Here is a 17,380-nt window from a genome sequence, read left to right as displayed (position 1 = left end):
CCGCGCGGCCGGGGCACGGCCCGGCATCCGCCGACGCGCCGGGCACGCCGTGGCAGGCGTGCCCGCTCACCCCTTCACGCTGCCCAGCAGTAGCCCCTGGATGTAGTAACGCTGCAGCAGCAGGAACAGCGCCAGCACCGGCACCACGGTGACCACCGCGCCGGCCATCATCATTTCCACGTCCATGATGTGCTCGCGCGAAAGCGAGGCCAACGCCACCGGCAGGGTGTAGTGCTCCTGGTCGGTGAGCACGATCAACGGCCACATGAAGTCGTTCCATGCGCCCATGAAGGTGAAGATCGCCAGCGTCACCAGCACCGGCTTGAGCATGGGCAGCACGATCTGGAAGAAGATGCGGGCCTCGCTGGCGCCGTCGATGCGCGCCGCCTCCAGCAACTCGTCGGGGATCGAGCGTGCGTACTGCCGCACCAGGAAGATGCCGAACACGCTGGCCAGCGCCGGCACCACCACCCCGCCCCAGGTATTGACCAGCCCCAGCTGCTTCATCAGCAGGAACAGCGGCAGCATCGCCACCTGCGCCGGGATCACCAGCGCCGCCAGCAGCACCTGGAACACCCGCTCGCGGCCGGCAAAGCGCAGCTTGGCGAAGGCATAACCGGCCAGGGTGTTGAACAGCAGCGAGCCCACGGTGATGCCCGCCGACATGCCCAGGCTGTTGAGAAAGTTGCCGGCCATGCCGGTGCGCGCGAACAGCTGCCGGTAGTTGTCGATGGTGGCCTGCGCCGGCAGCAGCGGCGGCGGGAACTGCGAGGCCTGCCCGCTGGGCATGAACGACACCGACACCATCCACGCCAGCGGCGCCAGGCTGACAAAGGCCAGCAGCAGCAGGGCCGCATTGACCCACGCGCCCCAGGCACGCGATTGGCCGATTTCGCGACTCATACCAGCTCCCTGCGCCTGCCGTAGCGCAACATCAGCGTGGTCACGCCCAGGATGATCAGGAACAGCAGGAACGCAACGGCCGAAGCACGCCCCAGGTTCCACCACTTGAAGCCTTCCTCGAACATGTAATACAGCACGCTCACCGTGCTCTGCAGCGGATCGCCGCGGGTCATCACGTAGGGCTCGGCGAACAGCTGGAAATAGCCCGAGACGGTGATCACCCCGACCACCAGCAGCACCGGCCCGAGCATGGGCAGGGTGATGTGCAGGAACTGCTTCCAGCGCGAGGCGCCGTCGATCCGCGCGGCCTCGTACAGGTCGCGCGGGATGGCCTGCAGCCCGGCCAGGAAGATCACCATGTTGTAGCCGAAGTTCTTCCACACCGCGAACAGGATGATGGTCGGCATCGCCCAGTGCGGATCGCCGAGCCAGTCCACCGGGTTGACGCCGACCTGCCCCAGCGCCCAGTTCACCAACCCGTAGCGGGTGTGGAACAGGTAGCGCCAGATCACCGCCACCGCCACCAGGGTGGTCACCACCGGCGCGAACAGCGCGGTGCGGAACAGCGCCTTGAAGCGCGCCACCGGCGCATTGATCAGCATCGCCGCGCCCAGCGACAGGGCGATCGACAACGGCACGCCAAGCACCACGAAATACGCGGTGTTGCCCAGCGACTTCCAGAACATCGGCGTGCGCAGCAGGTCCAGGTAGTTGTGCAGGCCGACGAAGCGCAGGTTGTGCGGGTCGGCCAGCGCGTACAGGTCGAAATCGGTCAGGCTCAGCGCCAGCGCCGACAGTACCGGCAGCCCGAAGAACACGCCGATCACGATCAGCGCCGGCGCGGCGAACACCCAGCCGGCGAGCGCGCCCCGCTTCATCGCGCGGCCTCCTGCGTCGCCTGCCGCTGGATGATCCAGCGGCGCTTGGCTAGGATCTCGTCCACCCGCGCGTCCAGCCGCCTGACCGCGGCGTCCTGGTCCAACCCGCCGCGTACCACCTGCTCGCTGACGATGCGCATTTCCTGGGCGATGCGCTCCCACTCCAGCACCTTGGGCGTGGGCCTGACCCGCTCCAGCTGCTGGCCGAACGCGGCCGCCAGCGGGTCCTCGTGCAGCGATGCCTGCCGCCACACGCTGCGCCGCGGCGGCAGGTCGCCGATGAGGGCGTGGAACCGCTGCTGCACCGCCGGTCGCGACAGGAACTCGATCAGTTTCCATGCGGCCTGCTTGTGCGGCGACGACTGCATCACCACCAGGCTGGTGCCACCGGCGATGCCGCCGCCCGGGCCATGCGGACCCGGTAGCGGCGCGGTGCCCCACTCGCCCTCCAGCGAGGCCGGCTGGCGTTGCCGGAACTCGCGGATGTTCCAGGGCCCGGACAGGTAGAACACGGTGAAGCCGCGGAAGAACTCGTCCCACACATTGGAGATCTGGGTCTCGGACATCTTCGGCGCCCAGCCCTGCTCGAACATGTTGGCGTAGAAGCCCAGCGCGCGGCGGAACCCCGGACTGGCGAAATTGCCGCGGGTGTCGTGGTCGCGCAGCAGCGGGTCGTCCTGCTGCAGCGCCAGCGACAGCTGCGGCTCGAACTCGTTGAGCGGCATCAGCACCGGGTAGCGGTCGGGCCCGAGCACCTGCTTCAGCGCCCGGTTCATGCGCTCCCACTCGGCCCAGTCGCGCGGCGGGTGGTCATAGCCGGCCTTGCGCAGCAGGTCCTTGCGGTAGAACAGCAGCCGCGTATCCACGTACCAGGGGATGCCGACCAGTCGGCCCTCGACCACGTTGGTGTCCCAGATGCCCGGGAAATAGTCCGCCGGCACGACCTCGCGCGAAGCGTCCACGTAGGGCTGCAGCGGGGTCAGCGCACCGAGGGTGGCGAACTCGGGTATCCAGGTATTGCCGAGCTGGCAGATGTCCGGCAGGCCGTCCGCGGCATAGGCGGTCAGCAGCTTTTCGTGCGCCGCGGTCCAGGGGATGTTCTGCACCTCGACGCGGATGCCGGGGTTCTCGGCCTCGAACTCGCGGACCAGCTCGCCGACCACTTCGGCTTCGCGCCCCATCGCCCAGAAGCGAAGGGTGATGCCCTGCTGCGGCCGCGCGCAGGCGGCCAGCAGGACCAGGCACAACAGCACGGGCAGGCGCAGCGTCACCGGCCCGACCTATTGCGGCCGGGGCGCGGGCTTGCCCGCCGCCTTCTGCTCCTGCGCGGCGGCGGCGCGCGACTCGGCAATGCCCACCGCGCGCGCGGCGGCAGCCTTGTCGTCCTTCTGCAGCGGCTGCCACTCCTCCCCTTCCGGCAGCAGCCAGCCACCGGCAAAGCCGGCGCGCTCCAGGCCCTTGCGGATATAGGGGTTCTTCTTCATCACGTTCCAGACGAACTCGTCGCGGTAGTTGGCGATGCCCGCCAGGATCGGCCCCTGGTCGATGGCGATGTAATCACTGGCCACCCAGCCGCGGTCGGGAATCAGGCGCCCGGTCTTGAGCGGGATGTCGTAGTCGAAACTGGGGTTGAACGAGTCCAGGAAGCCGTAGCTGGAGTACAGGTAGTCACCGTAGCGCCGGTGCATTTCCTGGGTGGCGGGAATCACCACCTCCGGCGCGAACGGCAGCGAGGAGATCGCCGCCGACGGCACGATGGTGCCGTCGTCGAAATTCTCACGCAGGCCGGCACCGCGCGCGGAATAATGGCGGAACTGGCGCTGTTCGCCCTTGTATTCCTGGGTGGTGTTCTGGGGCCCGTCGCCGGCGGTCAGCCCCCATACGTTCTCGCCATAGTCCTTCCATTGCATCGGGTTGGCGATGGCGTACTCGCGCTGGGCCAGCGTGGCACGGCGGCTGTTGAGGAAGTAGTCGATGCCGCGCTCGCGCATGTAGGCGTCCTGGATGTCGCGGAAGTCGATCCAGACGTGGCTGTACTGGTGGCCGAACAGCGGCCCGAACGACAGGTACTCCTGCCCCTGGAACACGCCCCAGTCGTTGTCGTAGGTGCGCGTCCACACGGTCCACGCATCGGGCTCGACCGGATGCGTCGGCGAGCCCAGCGCCAGCACGTAGAGCATCATCGCCTCGTTGTAGCCCATCCAGTCGTGCTGGATGAAACCGCTCTCGGGGAACCAGCCCATCGACACCAGCGGCTTGTTGCGCTGCAGCCACTGCCAGTCCACGCGGCGGTAGAGCGTATCGGCGATCCTGCGGATCTCCTTCTCACGCGCGTCGTCGCCATCGTAGTAGGACTGCGCGAACAGCACGCCCATCAACAGCAGCGCGGTATCCACGCTGGACAGCTCCACCCAGCTGTCGTATCGGCGGCCGTCGTGCATGTCCAGGAAGTGGTAATAAAAGCCCTTGTAGCCGGCCTTGCCGGTGCGCTGCGGGCCGGTGGGCACGTCGCGCAGGAAGCGCAGCGTGGTCAGGGTGCGGTCCACCGCCTGGGTACGGCTGACCCAGCCCTTCTCGATGCCGATCGGATAGGCGGTCAGGGCGAAGCCGACCGAAGCGATGCTGGCGAACGGACGCGACGGATAGCGGTCCGGGGTGAGCCCGTTGCGCTCGTTGGTGGTGTCCCAGAAAAACTGGAAGGTGCGCCGCTCGATGTCGTCGAACAGCGGCGGAAGTTCGGGTTTCATCGGCCGCGGCGGCAGGTCCGCTTCGATCAGGATCACCTGGGGCACCACTTTCGGTGTCGGCTCGGGCGCCTTGCCGCACCCGGCCACCAGGCCCAGCGCGAGTCCGGCGGCGGTGCACAGCAACAGCTTGGTGGTACGCGGGATGCTCAAGACGCTTTCCGTTGGGGGAACCAGGGGGTGGGCCGTGGCCGGTGGCTGGCCCGGCCGCCATTGCCGGCGGCCGGGCGCAGCGGCTTACCAGTCCAGACCGAAGGACAGCTTGAAGGTACGGGTGGCGTACTGGTCCCAGCTGTTGATCACACCGGTGTTCCAGTTGATGCCGTACCCACCCCAGTTGGTCCAGTTGAACACGTTGATCACGTCGGCACGGACCTTGAGCTTCAGGTCGGTGCCGGTGTCCCAGGTCTTGGTCAGCGACATGTCGAACTGCTTGAAGCCATAGGTGCCGTCCGGCTCCCAGCTGCGGGGGCGCTCATAGCCGCTGGTGCCATCGATGTCCCAGCGCTTGACCTTGCTGGCCAGGGTCAGCTTGCCGGCCACGCTCATGCCCCAGGGCAGGTCGGTGAAGCCGCTGACCACCAGGCGGTGGCGCGGGGTCCAGGCGCCGTCGTACCAGCCGCCACCGGGGAAGTACCAGCCGTATACCGGATCTTTCTCGTGGATGTTCTGCTTGGCGTCGGTGAAGGTATAGGCGAAGTTGAGGTTCCACGGGCTCTCGGCCGTGTAAGGCTTGTCGGCACTGAGCAGCAACGCGTTGCTGCGTGACTGGAAACCGTTGGTGGCCAGGATCAGCCCGCCCAGCCCCGGCAGCCCGCCGCCGCTCCACGGACTACCCGATGCGTTGTAGTAGCTGCCATCGCCGCGGCGGTTGCCGCGCATGATCAGCAGGCCATCCTTGTAACGGATGTGCTGCAGGGTGGCCGAGGTATTCCAGTCATGGCCCATAACGGCGAACGTGTTGCGGATGCCCAGGCTGATCTGGTCCGAATACGGGGTCTTCAGGTCGTTGTCGAACATCCATACTTCGCGGCCGGCCTGGGACGAATTGGCCAGCGACATCAGGTATTCGCGATCGAGCAGCTGCGGGTTCCAGGCCAGGCAGTTGGATGCGGCCGGGTCGCAGGCATGGCCCGGCGAGTTGATCATGAACTCGCGGGTCGGGAATGTGGCCTTGGTCAGCTCCAGCTGCAGGTAATCGAACAGGTTGCGGTCGTAGGAGCGGCCGATGCCGCCGAACAGCACATGGCGCTCGTCGCCGCTGAGGTCATACGAGAACCCGATGCGCGGCTGGATGGCGTTCTTGAACGCCTTGCGGTTGTTGCCGGTGCTGATGAAACGGTTGATGTCGATGCCGCCCAGCGCCAGCGTCTGCGCATAGGTCTGGCCCACCGCGGCGCCGGCCTGCGGATCCTGGGCATTGAGCGAGGCCAGCACGTCGGCGCTGGTCGCGTAGTCCAGGTAGGAGGGGGTTTTCTCGTAGTCCCAGCGCAGGCCGAGGTTCAGGATCAGGCGATCGGTGACGTCCCAGTCATCCTGGATGTAGAGACCGAACTGCTTGTTCTTCGAGGTGACCGTACCGCCACTGGTGCCGATGGCCGGGCTGCCGAAGCGCACGAAGTACGGCACCATGCCGCCCTGGTTGATGTCGTAGTAGAACTGCGGGTTGTACGGCTGCTGCTCGGTGGTCTCCAGATCCACCTGCTTGTACTTGATGCCGAATTTGACGGTATGGCCTTCCCAGCCGAAGAACGTGGTGTCGTTCTGCAACGACCAGCCCTTCTGCCCCTTGTTCTGCAGACCACCGTTACCGGCGCCGATGCGGAAGATCTGCCGGCCGTCGTTGGACGAGCCATCGGTGAGCACCATGCCGTTGCCGTAGTTGGCCGGCTCCATGCTCCAGAACGCCTTTTCGTAGGTCAGGTGGGCGTCGTTGAGCCAGTTGCTGTTGGAGAACTGCCAGTGCAGGTCGTAGCGGTCCTCGTTGACGCCGACGTCGGTGCCGTAGCTGCGCGCGCTCTGCCCGCCGACATTGCTGATGTCGCTTTCCTCGCGACGCTTGTAGCTCAGGTCGACCAGGTTCTCGTCGTTGATCGACCAGTCGAGTTTGCCGAAGTACAGGTCTTCCTTGAACGGCGTGCTGGCCGCGCCCAGCTGGTCGCGCCAGGCCTGCGGCAGGTCCGCGGCGGTGCGTCCCTCGCCCGGGGTCAGGTCCTGCGGGGCGTTGTATTCCTTGGCCTCGTAGGTAACGAAGAAGTGCGCCTTGTCCTTGACGATCGGGCCACCGAACGCCGCGCCATACTGTTTTTCGCCCGAACGGGTCTTGCCGGCGCCGTTCTTCTCGCTCTCCCGCGGCTCGCGCCAGTTCTGGTTGGTGTAATCCCAGAAGAACGAGCCGGAGAAATCGTTGGTGCCCGACCGGGTCGCCGCGGTCACCGCCGCCGAACTGATCTGGTCGTACTCGGCCTTGTAGTTGGAGGTGATGACCTTGTACTCGCCGATCGCCAGCTGCGGGAACGGGTTGCCGCGGCTGGAATCCTGGCCGGTCAGGCCGCCCTGGGTGACGTAGTTCTTCTGGCCGATGCCGTCGATGTAGACATTGACGTTGTTGGCGCTCTGCACGCCGCCGCGCAGCTTGGTGGAGCCGTTGGCCGGGTTCTGCTCGAAGCTCATGCCCGGCACGGTGTCGGCGAAGGCCAGGAAGTTGCGCGTGGTCTGGGGCAGGGCCTGGATCTGCTGGGGGGTGATGTAGGTCGCGATCTCCGACGTCATCGTCTCCACCGGCGCCTGTGCCGTCACCTGCACGGCGTCCAGCGTGGTGGCGTTGCCGCCGGCCGTCTCGGCCACGCCGCCGACGCCGAGGTTGACGGTCGCGGTCTGCCCGACCTGCACGGTGATGTTCTGGCTGCTGGTCTTGCCGCCGGCGGTGACGTCCACCCGGTAGGTGCCCGGCGGCAGGCCGGCCAGCGAATAACTGCCGGTGGCGCTGCTCTGCACGCTGCGGCTCAGGCCGGTGGCCAGGTTGGTCGCGGTCACCTGCGCCTGCCCGGCCGGGGCCGAATCGGCCATCACCTGGCCACGGATGGTGGCACCGGTGCTCTGCGCGAACGCCGGCGCGGCGCCCAGCAGGAGGCAGCTGGCCAGCGCGCAGCTGAGCAGCCTGCGGGCGGGGTACGTGTTGCGGTTGGCGGAATGGTTCATGGGGCTCTCCGGGTGCGGCAGCGCGGCTGCCATTCGGTTCGTTAGTGACCTTGCCGGGGATTCCGGCACATGGGCGGTGGATCAGGGAAGCTCTCGTCGGGACGTCGAATCACGCACGATCAGGGTGGGTACGAGCGTCGTTCCAGCGCCCCCTTCCGACGCGTCGTCGCGCTCCATCAGGTGCAGCAGGTGCGATGTCGCCCGCCCCCCGAGGTCGGCGATGCTGACCTGCATCGTGGTCAAGGACGGGTGAACGAAACGTGCCAGCGGGATATCGTCGAACCCGGCCAGCGCGACCTGTTGCGGCACGCGGACGCCGGCCTGGCTGAAGGCGTACAGGCAACCCAGCGCCATCATGTCGTTCGCCGCGAACACCGCATCGGGCAGGTGCGCTTCGCGCAGCAGCGCCTTTCCGGCCGCGTACCCGGACGCCTCGTCGAAACCGCCGGCCAGCACGCGGCCTTCGGCGGGCGCGCCGGCCGCGGCCATCGCGTCCTGGAAGCCGCGCAGGCGCTCGCGGGCATCATGGTTGCCGTCGGGACCGGCGATGAAGGCGATGCGGCGGTGCCCGGCCTCCAGCAGATAGCGGGTCATGGCCAGGGCGCCGGCATGGTCGTCGATGCCGAAGGCCGGGTACTGGCCATCCGCCACCGGGGTGTTGATCAGGACGGTGGGCAGTGCCGGCGGCAGGTTGTCCATCAGGAAACCCGCGTCTGCCGCATAGGGCGACATGACCAGCAGGCCGTCGACGCGGCCGCGCATGGCCTGCAGCGCGACGCCCTGCTGTTCCTGGTCGCCGTGGTAGCTGGAGACCAGCAGGTGCCAGCGGTGCATGCGCGCGACCCCGTCGATGCCACGCATCAGTTCGGAAAAGAACTCGCCGTGCAGGTCGGGCAGCACCAGGCCGATGGTCTGCGTGCTGCGGCTGCTCAGGCTGCGCGCGGCGGCATGCGGGGCGTAGCGGAGCCGGCGGGCGACTTCCAGCACCTGCTTGCGCACCGGCTCGGCGACGTTCTCGTGACCGTTGAGGGCACGCGACACGGTGGCGACGGAGACCTTCGCCTCACGGGCAACATCCTTGATGGTGATCGCCTGCTTCGCCACCGCCATACCCTCCGCAGACAGGGGTCGCGGCGACTGTAAGCGTTTCCATGTCGATTTGTAAACAATTTGTTACAGGCGAGGCCGGCGCCGGGTACGCCTTGCCCCGCGCGGCCGCGACCGGAAGCGCGCAGGGCGCGCGGCCCGGTCCGCGGCCGGGATCAGGCGCCGGCCTCGGCCGGGGTCCGCGCCTGGATCGACAGCGCGTGGATATCGGTCTGCATCATGTCGCCAAGTGCCGCGTAAACCGCCCGATGGCGCGCCAGCGGTGCCTTTCCGGCGAATGCCGGGCTGACAATCAGCACATTGAAGTGACCGCGCCCGTCGCGCGCGCCGGCATGGCCGGCGTGGCGGTGGCTGTCGTCCTCCACTTCCAGCCGGCTGGGCGCGAAGGCAGCCTCCAGGGCGGCGCGGATCCGCTCGACCCGGGTCAAGGCAACACCTTGCGGAACGGCCGCACGTCGACCCGCTGGTAGACACCGGCGGCCACATAGGGGTCGGCGTCGGCCCAGGCGCGGGCGGCCTCCAGGTCGTCGAAGCTGGCGATCACCACGCTGCCGCTGAAACCGGCCGCGCCCGGGTCCTCGGCGTCGATCGCCGGACAGGGGCCGGCCAGCAGCAGCCGCCCCTGCGCCTGCAGTGCCTGCAGCCGCGCCAGGTGCGCTGCCCGCGCGGCCAGGCGCGCGCCCAGCACATCCTGCCCGTCGTAGCCTTCGATCACATACCACACGGCTCGCCGCTCCTTGTCCGCTGAATGATGGCCGGCAAGTCTAGCGCCTGGACGCTGGACACCGCCCGGCCGGGGCGATTACTCTTTACGCCATTGCACGCAGCCGGCCTGTAACGGCCCGGAGCGGCGGCAGGCAAGGCCACCGCCGTCCGACCGATCCGCGATTCCTTCCCGGACTGTGTAGACGACCTCCTCGCGATGACGTTGCCGCATGACAGCGCGGCATGTCGCGTTGTTGATGTGCACGCACGCCGGACAGGCGCGCATGGCTTTCAATCCAGAAGGCAGGACCCTGTCCCGGGCGGGAACCCGGAACGTAAAGGCTCGCAACACCCGATGTAGCCCTGATGACTTCAGAACTCGCGCACGCCGCGAACCCGCCAGCGCCGCCCACCATTCCGCAGCAGCAGGAAATGCCGCTGGCGGTGGTGCATGGGCAGCCGGTCCTGCAGATCCCGCAGGACCTGTACATCCCGCCGGATGCGCTGGAAGTCATCCTCGACGCCTTCGAGGGCCCGCTGGACCTGCTGCTGTACCTGATCCGCCGGCAGAACCTGGACATCCTGGACATCCCGGTCGCCGAGATCACCCGGCAGTACGTCGAGTACATCAACGTCATGCAGGAGCTGCGCTTCGAGCTGGCGGCCGAGTACCTGGTGATGGCCGCGATGCTGGCCGAGATCAAGTCGCGCATGCTGCTGCCGCGCCCGCCCAGCGACGAAGGCGAGGAAGCCGACCCGCGCGCCGAGCTGGTGCGCCGGCTGCAGGAGTACGAACGCTTCAAGCAGGCCGCCGAGGACATCGACGCCCTGCCCCGGCAGGACCGCGACACCACCCCGGCGCATGCCTTCGTGCCGGACCGGACCACGGTCAAGGTACCGCCGCCGGTGGACCTGAAGGAAATGCTGCTGGCGCTGCACGACGTGCTCAAGCGCGCCGAGCTGTTCAGCGGCCACGCGATCAAGCGCGAGGCACTGAGCGTGCGCCAGCGCATGGGCGACGTGCTGGAACAGCTCGAGGACGGCAGGTTCTACCGCTTCGAGACGCTGTTCACCGCCGAGGAAGGCAAGCTCGGCGTGCTGGTCACCTTCCTGGCGCTGCTGGAACTGGCCAAGGAACAGCTGCTGGACATCGTCCAGGAAGCGCCGCTGGCGCCGATCTACGTGAAATCGCTGGCCGCCGGCAACACCAACGCGCCGCTGCAGTTCTCCAGCGAATTCGACGATGGCGACTTCAACGACGCCCACTCCCCCAACGCCTGAGCCCGATTCCCGCCCCATGGATCAACCGCTGATCAACCGCATCGTCGAAGGCGCGCTGCTGGCCTCCAGCCAGCCGCTGACCCTGGCGCAGCTGCAGGAGCTGTTCCCCGAGGATCAGCCGGCGCCGCCGGGCAGCGTCGAACGCGCGCTGGAGCTGCTGCGCGAAGACTGCCAGGGGCGCGGGGTGGAGCTGGTCGAGGTCGCCTCCGGCTTCCGTTACCAGATCACCCGCGAGGTGCACGGCTGGGTCTCGCGGCTGTGGACCGAACGCAAGACCCGCTACACCCGCGCCACCCTGGAGACCCTGGCCCTGATCGCCTACCGCCAGCCGATCACCCGCGGCGAGATCGAGCAGGTGCGTGGCGTGGCGGTGAGCAGCAACATCATCCAGGCGCTGGAAGAGCGCGAATGGATCCGCGTGGTCGGCCACCGCGACGTGCCCGGCAAGCCGGCGCTGTTCGGCACCACCCGCGCGTTCCTGGACTACTTCGGCCTCAAGCGCCTGGACGAACTGCCGCCGCTGTCCGAACTGCGCGACATCGGCGAGCTGGAGCCGCAGCTGCCGCTGGGCGACGACGGCCAGCTGGCCGCGCCGCTCGCCGCCGCCGCGGCCAGCCCCGCAGCGGACGACGCTGCCGGGCGCGGCGACACCGACACCGCGGCAGCCCCTGACGACCGGGATGCCGCACCCGACACCGCCCCCACGGGCGAACCCGACGCCGCGCCGGGAGAGCGCGCGGCGGAAGTGGAAGACACCGGAAACAACGCCGTCGCGACGACGACCGTGGCTGTTGACGAAGCCGATCCCGAACCTGAGGCCGACGAAGAAAACGCCGGCCGGAGCCAAACAGAATGAGTGACACCCCCCGCAAGCCGTCGTTGAACAAGCTCTCGCTCAAGCGCGAAGCCGCTGTCGAGCAGCCCCGGCTGGAAGAACGCCTGCACAAGGTCCTGGCCCAGGCCGGCCTCGGCTCGCGCCGCGCGCTGGAACAGCGCATCGCCGACGGCCTGGTCAAGGTCAACGGCGAGACCGCGCAGACCGGCATGTCGGTCAAGAGCGGCGACAAGATCGACCTCGACGGCCGCAGCTTCGTCGCCAGCGCGCTGACCGACCCGTCGCGCGTGCTGGTCTACAACAAGCCCGAAGGCGAAGTGACCACCCGCGAGGACCCCGAAGGCCGCCCGACCGTGTTCGAGTCGCTGCCGCCGCTCAAGGGCGCGCGCTGGATCGCCATCGGCCGCCTGGACATCAACACCACCGGCCTGCTGCTGCTCACCACCGACGGCGAACTGGCCAACGCCATGATGCACCCGTCGTTCGAGGTCGAGCGCGAGTACGTGGTGCGCGTGCGTGCCCCGGAAGGCCAGGAAAAGGTGCCGGACAACGTCGTCGACCGCCTCGCCCGCGGCGTCGCGCTGGAAGACGGCCCGGCCAAGTTCGACGAGATCGAACGCATCGGCGGCACCGACTCGCACGACTGGTTCCGGGTGGTGGTCAAGGAAGGCCGCAACCGCGAGGTGCGCCGCCTGTGGGAATCGCAGGGCTGCCAGGTCAGCCGCCTCAAGCGCACCCGCTACGGCAAGGTCGAACTGCCGCGCGAACTGCTGCGCGGGCAGTCGGTGGAACTGCCCCAGGCCCAGGTCGAGGCGCTGCGCGCCGAACTGAAGCTGGAAGAAGGCGCGCCCTCGGCGCTGACCCTGCAGCCGGTGATCGGCCAGCGCAAGGCGGCCAAGACCACCGTGCGCGTGCGCGAAGGCGGCCGCGGCAATGCCTACGTCAACGGCCACAACACCGCCGACGAAGGCCGCGAACTGCGCCGCTTCGACACCCTGCGCGAAGACCGCGGCCGTGGCCGCGGCGGCAAGGGCGGCGGCTTCAAGGGCGGCCTGACCGTCAGCGGCGAAGCGGCGGCCAAGCAGTCGCAGAAGCCGTTCAAGCAGCGCAAGCCCAAGGGCGACCGTAGCCTGCCGGAAGGCAACCCCGCCGCGTTCCGCACCTGGTACGTGCCCGAAGGCGTGAGCACCGGGCCCAGCGGCCACCGCAACGCCGGTCCGTCCGGCAGCCGCGGTCCCGGCCGTGGCCCGGCCGGCGACGGCCAGGGCCGCCCGTACGGCAAGCCGCGCCCGGGTGCCGGCGGCGCCGCACGCAGCGGCAGTGGCCAGGGGCGTCCGCAGGGCGGCGGCCAGGGCGCCGGCCAGAGCCAGGGCCAGCGCAAGCATCCCTACGGTCATCCGGGTAATGCCCCGAGCTTCCCGTCCGACCACGCCACCCCGGGCTTCAGCCCGTACGGCGCGCGTCCGGCCGGCAACCGTCCTTCCGGCGCACCGCGCGGCGGCAACCGTCCCGGCGGCAGTGGCCGTCCGGCGGGCCGCCCGGGCGGCGGCCGCCCCGGTGGTGGTCGTCCCGGCGGGGGCGGTCGCGGACCGCGCGGCGGCTGAGGCGCAGGCCGGCCGTCACGGCCCGCCTGCCCGTGCATGACATGAACGCCCGGCCCAGCGCCGGGCGTTCTGCTTTACGGTTCCCCGCTCCGCCGTGGACCGGCCATGCGAAATTTACCCAAAAGCTGCACAACCCCATGGATTTCACCCGGAACCTGTCCGATCTGGAAAAGACGCCCGCCAGCGACGTCAAGGCCAAAGGCTGGCCCGAACTGATGCGCAAGGTGCTCAGGAATGGCGCGGTGGTCGTCACCCATCACAATCATCCACAGGCGGTGGTGGTCTCAGCCGAGGCGTACCAGCGCCTGGTTGACCAGGCCAACGGCCGTTCCGCCGCGGCGCAGCGCGCACAGTCGCTGCAGGCCCTCCAGGCCGAGTTCGACGCCCACCTGGCGACGCTGCAGGCGGGCAGCCTGGCAAACGCCCTGGCCCGCCCCGCCCGCCGCGGACGCACGATCGTCCTGGGCAAGTCGTCGTAAGCGATGGCGAAGATCCTGGTGCTTGCCGGCGTCAATGGCGCAGGCAGGAGTTCACTGCTGGGCGCGATGCTGGCCGAGGATGGCACGGTATGGTTCGACCCGGACGCATTTACCCGCCGGCTGGTCGAATGCGGCTGGCCGCAGGATGAGGCCAATGCGACCGCCTGGCAGGAAGGCGTACGCCGGCTGCGCGCAGCCATGGCCAACGACGTCGATTACGCCTTTGAGACCACGCTGGGCGCGAACACCATCCCTGCCCTGTTGCGCGAAGCCTGTGCGCGGCAGCACGAGGTCAGCCTCTGGTTCTGCGGGCTGGAAAGCATCGAACTGCACCTGCAGCGCGTCGCCGGACGCGTCGCCGGACGCGTCGCCAACGGCGGCCACGACATACCCGAAGGCAAGATCCGCCAGCGCTTCGACAGTTCGCGATTGAACCTGATCGCGCTGTTGCCGCACCTCACCGCCTTGCATCTCTACGACAACAGCCGGGCGGCCGACGCCGATGGCAGGGTCGAGCCGCTGCTGGTACTGGAAGTGGAACGCGGACGGATCCTCTGCCCCACGACGCGGGAGGAATTCACCCAGGTACCCGGATGGGCCAAGCCCATCGTGTGGGCAGCGCTGAAGGCGTTCCCGGTGACCACGGACGACTGAACCCGATGCCCGGCAGGCGACCGGGCATCGGGCAGCGGAAATTCAGCGCCGTTCGATCACGAACTTGCCGAAACCCACGCCCAGGTCCCAGCCACGACCGGTTCCGGCCAGGGCCAGCGAGATGTCGCCCTTGGTCACCACCTGGGCGTTGCTGGAACGGGATGCGCCGGCATGGACCTCGGCCCCGCCGTAGGTGCCGATCAGGTCGTTGACGCTGTAGGCACCGGTGAACTTGCCGCGGCCATCACTGACCGTGGACTTGCCGACCGTCAGGCCGCCCCCCTTGGCGCTGATCTTCACCGGGATGCTGGCGCCGTTGTCGCAGGTGATGGTGCCGGTGCCGGTGGCGGTCTTGTAGAAGATCGACCAGCCGGACAGGTTGAAACGCAGTTCGCAGTCGATGTTGCCGGCCGCGTGGGCGGACGGCGCGACAACCGCAGCCGCCAGCAGCAGGGCTCCCGCCAGGATCTTCATGGTTCGCTCTCCACTCGCAAGGGGACGCGGCGAGCCTAGCAGCGCGCCCGCGTCCGCAGACAGGTACCGGCCGCGCCATCCGGCCGGCGTTCAGCGTCGCCCCGGGTCAGCCCAGGGTGAAGGCATCGGCGTCCAGCATCGCCGGGAACCGCTCGCGGTGCTCGGCCAGTGCCTGCGCCGAGACCACGGTGGTCACCACCTGCTCGCGCTCGCGGATTTCCACCTGCGGCTGGCCGAGGAAGTCGATCACCGCACTGTCGCCGGCGTAATGCAGGCCGTTGCCGTCCACGCCCACGCGGTTGACCACCGCCACGTAGCACAGGTTCTCGATCGCCCGCGCGCGCGCCAGCGTGCGCCAGGCATGGGCGCGCGCCGACGGCCAGTTGGCGACGAAGATCTGCAGGTCGAAATCCATCTGCCCGGGGCGCTCGACGTCGAAGCGGTTGCGGCAGAACACCGGGAAACGCAGGTCGTAGCAGATCTGCGGATTGATCCGCCAACCCTTCAGCTCCACGCACAGGCGCTCGCGCCCGGCCGCATAGCGCTTGTGCTCGCCGGCATAGCGGAACAGGTGGCGCTTGTCGTAGTGCCACAGCCCGCCATCAGGCGTGGCCCACAGCAGGCGGTTGAAGACCCCGCCATCGACGCGCAGCTGCACGCTGCCGGTGACCGCCGCGCCCAGCGCGCGCGCCTGTTCGCGGATCCAGGCCACGGTCGGGCCGTCCATGTCCTCGGCCTTGTCGATGGCGTCGTTGGAGAAGCCGCTGGTGAAGGTCTCCGGCAGGATCACCAGATCGGTGGTGCCGGCCAGCGGCGCCAGCAGCGCGCCGTAATGCGCGCGATTGCCCGCCGGGTCGTGCCAGCGGGTGTCGCCCTGCACGAGGGAAATGCGGAGGTCATTCATCGGTATCACCGTCATAAGGCACGAAACAGATGTCATAGCCGAAAGGATTTTCGCGCGGCGGTTGGTCCGGCGGCGTCTCGTGGATTTCAACCCGCCCCGCCATCTCGAAGCCGATCCTGCCGCTGGTGAAACGGCGCATGTCCGCGGCGGCGTCGGCATCCGTTGCCCATCCCTTCATCGCCATCACCGCCGGCCCAGGACGGCATCAAAGCCGTCCCCAAGCGCCCCGGCAAGGCCATCGGCGATGAGCGCGTAGTGCTGGAATGGCGTGGTGGCGCGCCCGTAGCGCAACGTCAGTTTCCAGTCGTTGCCGGGCGCTTCGTCCGTCACAGTTTCACCAGGCGCTCGATCGCCGCATCCAGCGTGGCGTCGTTCTTGGCGAAGCACAGCCGCACCAGGCGCTGCCCGGCCGGCGCGGTTTCGTAGAACGGCGACAGCGGGATGGCGGTGACGCCCTTGTCGATGGTCAGCCACCTCACGAACTCGTGGTCCGGCAGGTCGCTGATGGCCGAATAATCCACCAGCTGGAAGTAACCGCCCGGCACCGGCAGCGGCTGCAGCCGCGTGGTCAGCAGCTGTTCGCGGAAGCGGTCGCGCTTGGCCTGGTAGAACGCGCCCAGTTCCAGGTGGTGCTCCGGTTCGTCGCGGATCATCGCCGCAAAGCCGTACTGCGCCGGGCCGTAGGTAGTGAAGGTGTTGTACTGGTGCACCTTGCGGAACTCGGCGCTCAACGCCGGCGGGGCGATGGCGTAGCCGATCTTCCAGCCGGTGCAGTGGTAGGTCTTGCCGAAGCTGGAGATCACGAACGCGCGCTCGCGCAGCTCCGGGTAGCGCAGCGCCGATTCGTGGCGGGCGCCGTCGTAGACGATGTGCTCGTAGACCTCGTCGGAGATCAGGTAGATGCCGGTGCCGCGCAGCACGTCGGCCAGCGCCTGCATGTCGGCGGCCGAGAGCATCGCGCCGGACGGGTTGTGCGGCGTGTTGACCATCAGCATGCGCGTCCTGGGGGTGATCGCCGCGCGCACCTTGTCCCAGTCCACGGCGAAGGTGCGCGGGTCCAGCGCCACATGCACCGCGCGCGCGCCGGCCAGGTCGATGGCCGGCTCGTAGCAGTCGTAGGCCGGGTCGAGCACGATGACCTCGTCGCCGGCGCGCACCACCGCATGGATGGCATTGAAGATCGCTTCGGTGCCGCCGGAGGTCACCGTGATCTCGGTATCCGGGTCGACCTGCGCGCCGTAGCAGTCCAATGCCTTCTGCGCGATGGCCTGGCGCAGCGGCGCCACGCCGGTCATCGGCGCGTACTGGTTCAGGCCCTCGCGCATGGCCCGGGCGGTCTCGTCGATCAGCCGCTGCGGCGCCGGGAAGTCCGGGAAGCCCTGGCCCAGGTTGACCGCGCCGTGCTCGGCGGCCAGCTGCGACATCACGGTGAAGATGGTGGTGCCCACCTTGGGCAGCTTGGTCTGCGGTTGCATCGATGCGTCGGCGTCGGGGAAGGGAAACGACGAGTTTACGCAATGCCGGCGGCAACGGCCGCCCTCGCCCGCGCTGCGGCACCGGCGGCAATGCCTATAATGTCGCGCCCGATGCGCCAGCCTGGCTGCGCTCCCA

18 protein-coding genes are annotated in these 17,380 nt (G+C 68.5%); 5 read left to right on the top strand and 13 right to left on the bottom strand.

Annotated elements, in window-relative coordinates; all coding sequences use genetic code 11:
- Positions 1-66: 66 nt before the first annotated feature.
- From MKP15_RS10570 to MKP15_RS10535, 8 genes are all read right to left on the bottom strand, one after another.
- Positions 67-903: a carbohydrate ABC transporter permease gene (locus MKP15_RS10570; RefSeq protein WP_240212680.1), complete on the bottom strand. Its 837-nt coding sequence runs from the start codon at positions 901-903 to the stop codon at positions 67-69.
- On the bottom strand, positions 900-1,781 hold the full coding sequence (locus MKP15_RS10565; RefSeq protein ID WP_240212679.1) for a sugar ABC transporter permease: 882 nt from the start codon (positions 1,779-1,781) through the stop codon (positions 900-902). The genes MKP15_RS10570 and MKP15_RS10565 overlap by 4 nt, the downstream gene beginning before the upstream one ends.
- Complete coding sequence (locus MKP15_RS10560; protein ID WP_240212800.1) at positions 1,778-3,040, bottom strand: sugar ABC transporter substrate-binding protein; 1,263 nt, start codon at positions 3,038-3,040, stop codon at positions 1,778-1,780. Before MKP15_RS10560 ends, MKP15_RS10565 begins: the two co-directional genes overlap by 4 nt.
- A gap of 21 nt (positions 3,041-3,061) precedes the next feature.
- A complete protein-coding gene (locus MKP15_RS10555; protein ID WP_233996367.1) occupies positions 3,062-4,624 on the bottom strand; it encodes a glucoamylase family protein in 1,563 nt (520 codons plus the stop codon).
- Between the two features lie 138 nt (positions 4,625-4,762).
- The gene (locus MKP15_RS10550; RefSeq protein ID WP_240212678.1) at positions 4,763-7,726 is read right to left on the bottom strand and encodes a TonB-dependent receptor; all 2,964 of its coding nucleotides are present in this window, start codon (positions 7,724-7,726) and stop codon (positions 4,763-4,765) included.
- Between the two features lie 81 nt (positions 7,727-7,807).
- Complete coding sequence (locus MKP15_RS10545; RefSeq protein WP_240212799.1) at positions 7,808-8,830, bottom strand: LacI family DNA-binding transcriptional regulator; 1,023 nt, start codon at positions 8,828-8,830, stop codon at positions 7,808-7,810.
- A gap of 158 nt (positions 8,831-8,988) precedes the next feature.
- Positions 8,989-9,261 (bottom strand): BolA family protein, encoded by a 273-nt coding sequence (locus MKP15_RS10540; protein ID WP_104938660.1) that lies wholly within the window; start codon positions 9,259-9,261, stop codon positions 8,989-8,991.
- Positions 9,258-9,557, bottom strand: a complete 300-nt coding sequence (locus MKP15_RS10535; protein WP_240212677.1) for a YciI family protein — start codon at positions 9,555-9,557, stop codon at positions 9,258-9,260. Before MKP15_RS10535 ends, MKP15_RS10540 begins: the two co-directional genes overlap by 4 nt.
- A gap of 347 nt (positions 9,558-9,904) precedes the next feature.
- Between MKP15_RS10535 and MKP15_RS10530 the strand changes: the two genes are divergently transcribed.
- From MKP15_RS10530 to MKP15_RS10510, 5 genes are all read left to right on the top strand, one after another.
- Positions 9,905-10,819 (top strand): ScpA family protein, encoded by a 915-nt coding sequence (locus MKP15_RS10530; protein WP_240212676.1) that lies wholly within the window; start codon positions 9,905-9,907, stop codon positions 10,817-10,819.
- 16 nt (positions 10,820-10,835) lie between these two features.
- Positions 10,836-11,675, top strand: coding sequence for an SMC-Scp complex subunit ScpB (gene scpB, locus MKP15_RS10525; protein WP_240212675.1), 840 nt, complete (start codon positions 10,836-10,838; stop codon positions 11,673-11,675).
- Positions 11,672-13,258 carry a pseudouridine synthase gene (locus MKP15_RS10520; RefSeq protein WP_240212674.1) on the top strand — a complete coding sequence of 529 codons (1,587 nt, stop codon included), beginning with the start codon at positions 11,672-11,674 and terminating at the stop codon, positions 13,256-13,258. Before scpB ends, MKP15_RS10520 begins: the two co-directional genes overlap by 4 nt.
- Positions 13,259-13,395: 137 nt before the next feature.
- Positions 13,396-13,737, top strand: coding sequence for a type II toxin-antitoxin system prevent-host-death family antitoxin (locus tag MKP15_RS10515; protein ID WP_240212798.1), 342 nt, complete (start codon positions 13,396-13,398; stop codon positions 13,735-13,737).
- Positions 13,738-13,740: 3 nt separating this feature from the next.
- Positions 13,741-14,391 carry a hypothetical protein gene (locus MKP15_RS10510; RefSeq protein WP_240212673.1) on the top strand — a complete coding sequence of 217 codons (651 nt, stop codon included), beginning with the start codon at positions 13,741-13,743 and terminating at the stop codon, positions 14,389-14,391.
- Between the two features lie 42 nt (positions 14,392-14,433).
- On the opposite strand, the gene MKP15_RS10505 is transcribed toward MKP15_RS10510, so the two are convergent.
- From MKP15_RS10505 to MKP15_RS10485, 5 genes are all read right to left on the bottom strand, one after another.
- Positions 14,434-14,865 (bottom strand): hypothetical protein, encoded by a 432-nt coding sequence (locus MKP15_RS10505; RefSeq protein ID WP_240212672.1) that lies wholly within the window; start codon positions 14,863-14,865, stop codon positions 14,434-14,436.
- Between the two features lie 106 nt (positions 14,866-14,971).
- Positions 14,972-15,769, bottom strand: a complete 798-nt coding sequence (locus tag MKP15_RS10500; RefSeq protein ID WP_240212671.1) for an amidohydrolase — start codon at positions 15,767-15,769, stop codon at positions 14,972-14,974.
- Positions 15,762-15,947 carry a hypothetical protein gene (locus MKP15_RS10495; protein ID WP_240212670.1) on the bottom strand — a complete coding sequence of 62 codons (186 nt, stop codon included), beginning with the start codon at positions 15,945-15,947 and terminating at the stop codon, positions 15,762-15,764. Before MKP15_RS10495 ends, MKP15_RS10500 begins: the two co-directional genes overlap by 8 nt.
- Before the next feature lie 5 nt (positions 15,948-15,952).
- Positions 15,953-16,099: a hypothetical protein gene (locus MKP15_RS10490; protein ID WP_240212669.1), complete on the bottom strand. Its 147-nt coding sequence runs from the start codon at positions 16,097-16,099 to the stop codon at positions 15,953-15,955.
- A complete protein-coding gene (locus tag MKP15_RS10485) occupies positions 16,096-17,244 on the bottom strand; it encodes a pyridoxal phosphate-dependent aminotransferase (RefSeq protein WP_240212668.1) in 1,149 nt (382 codons plus the stop codon). The genes MKP15_RS10490 and MKP15_RS10485 overlap by 4 nt, the downstream gene beginning before the upstream one ends.
- Positions 17,245-17,380: the final 136 nt, after the last annotated feature.

The organism is Stenotrophomonas sp. Y6 (assembly GCF_022436665.1).
Classification (GTDB): domain Bacteria; phylum Pseudomonadota; class Gammaproteobacteria; order Xanthomonadales; family Xanthomonadaceae; genus Stenotrophomonas; species Stenotrophomonas acidaminiphila_A.
Note: the sequence above shows the minus strand (reverse complement) of the source record. Positions and strands in the feature narration are given on the sequence as shown.